This is a genomic window from Kitasatospora sp. NPDC007106, assembly GCF_040634455.1.
In the GTDB taxonomy this organism is placed as follows: Bacteria; Actinomycetota; Actinomycetes; order Streptomycetales; family Streptomycetaceae; genus Kitasatospora; species Kitasatospora arboriphila.
Genome location: NZ_JBEYFP010001257.1, coordinates 1 through 1349, shown reverse-complemented (window position 1 = coordinate 1349; position 1349 = coordinate 1). Strand labels below are relative to the sequence as shown.

Genomic DNA, 1349 nt, shown 5'->3' with positions numbered 1-1349 from the left:
CACCGCGAACGCCACCAGCTCGGCGCCGGAGCCGGGCTCGCGGGTGCGGAGGAAGTAGGCGGAGCCGGTGCTGTACTTCCACTCCTCCGGGTCTTTGTCCTCCATCACCTGCCGGGAGAGCCGCTGGAGCGGGCCCCACGCCCCGGCATCGGCGAAGGCGCCCATCGCGCCGTCCGTACCGAACCCGTACGCCTCGCCCTCCCCGAGTAGCCTGGTGTCGTCGCACGGTCTGAGGGCCATCTCCCAGGACACGGCCGGGGCTTCCCCGACGCGCAGCCGGACCGCCGTGGACGACTCACAGCCGTCGAGGAAGGCGGCCTGCGCCTCGTCGAGCACGTGCTCCCCAGGCGGGACGGCGATGCTGAAGTGCGGCCCGTCATGGTCCAGGGGGCAGTCGACGGCCAGCCGGCCGCTCGGCACGCGCAGGGTGCCGGTCCGCCTCGGCTCCACGGCGGTCATCTCGTCGCCGTAGGGACCGGACATGCGCGTACCGGGACGGAAGAGCGCATCGAAGTCGACGGACGAGAACATGCGGGATGACTCCCGACGCCACGGCACGGAAGCCTCGGGCGTCCCGGCGGTGTCCAAGTGCACCCGCACCCAGTCCGGCAGGTGCTCGCCGCCCGGAAGCGGCCGCCACTCCCCGAATCCTGGTCGGGCCGACCACAGCCGCTCTTCCGGCACCGTGAGCACGGCCTCCAGCGAGGAGCCTCGCATGCCTCCGGGCTGGTGCGAGATCCGCCCCGTACCGTCAGGGAAGACCTCCACCACGGTACGAGAGCAGTCCGGGGCGAATTCCGCCATCACCGGATACGGGTAGCGCCAGCTGATCGCGCGCCGGTTCAGCAGCCGCTCCTCGTCGACCAGCAGCCTCAGTTCCGCCTCGAGCGTCCGGCGGCCCTGTTCGTCGTACGCCCACACCTCGACGAAGCCCGCGCCCCACGACACCAGCCGCACCTCGGCCGGCACCTTGCTCCCCGGCACCCGGTGCATCACCGTGTACGGCAACCCCTCGGCGTCCCGCGCCCGCGCCTCCCCGGCGGACAGCGCCCGCCCGGGGGTACGGGACGCCGGATCCCAGCCCTCCGCGTACCCCACCTCGACGACCGTCCCCGATCCCCGCTCCATCTGCTACCGCCCAGGGGCTTTGCTCCGGCATCGTCACAGGTCTGACCGTTCTTCCTCTCCTGGTGGCACCTCAATTCCAACCAGGGTGGGGGAGACGCGTTCGTGATCGCTCTTGCAGAGGTGGCCGAGCAGGCCGAGGTCGTCATCGGCGTCGACACGCACAAGGACTGCCACGTGGCCGTGGCCATCAGCACGCTCGGCCTGGTCCTTGGGACCGGAAC

At 71.5% G+C, this 1349-nt stretch carries 1 protein-coding gene; it reads right to left on the bottom strand.

Annotated elements, in window-relative coordinates; genetic code table 11:
- A partial coding sequence (locus ABZ641_RS37635) for a DUF4241 domain-containing protein (protein ID WP_359989100.1) occupies window positions 1-1128 on the bottom strand: 1128 nt, incomplete at its 3' end.
- Window positions 1129-1349 lie beyond the last annotated feature (221 nt).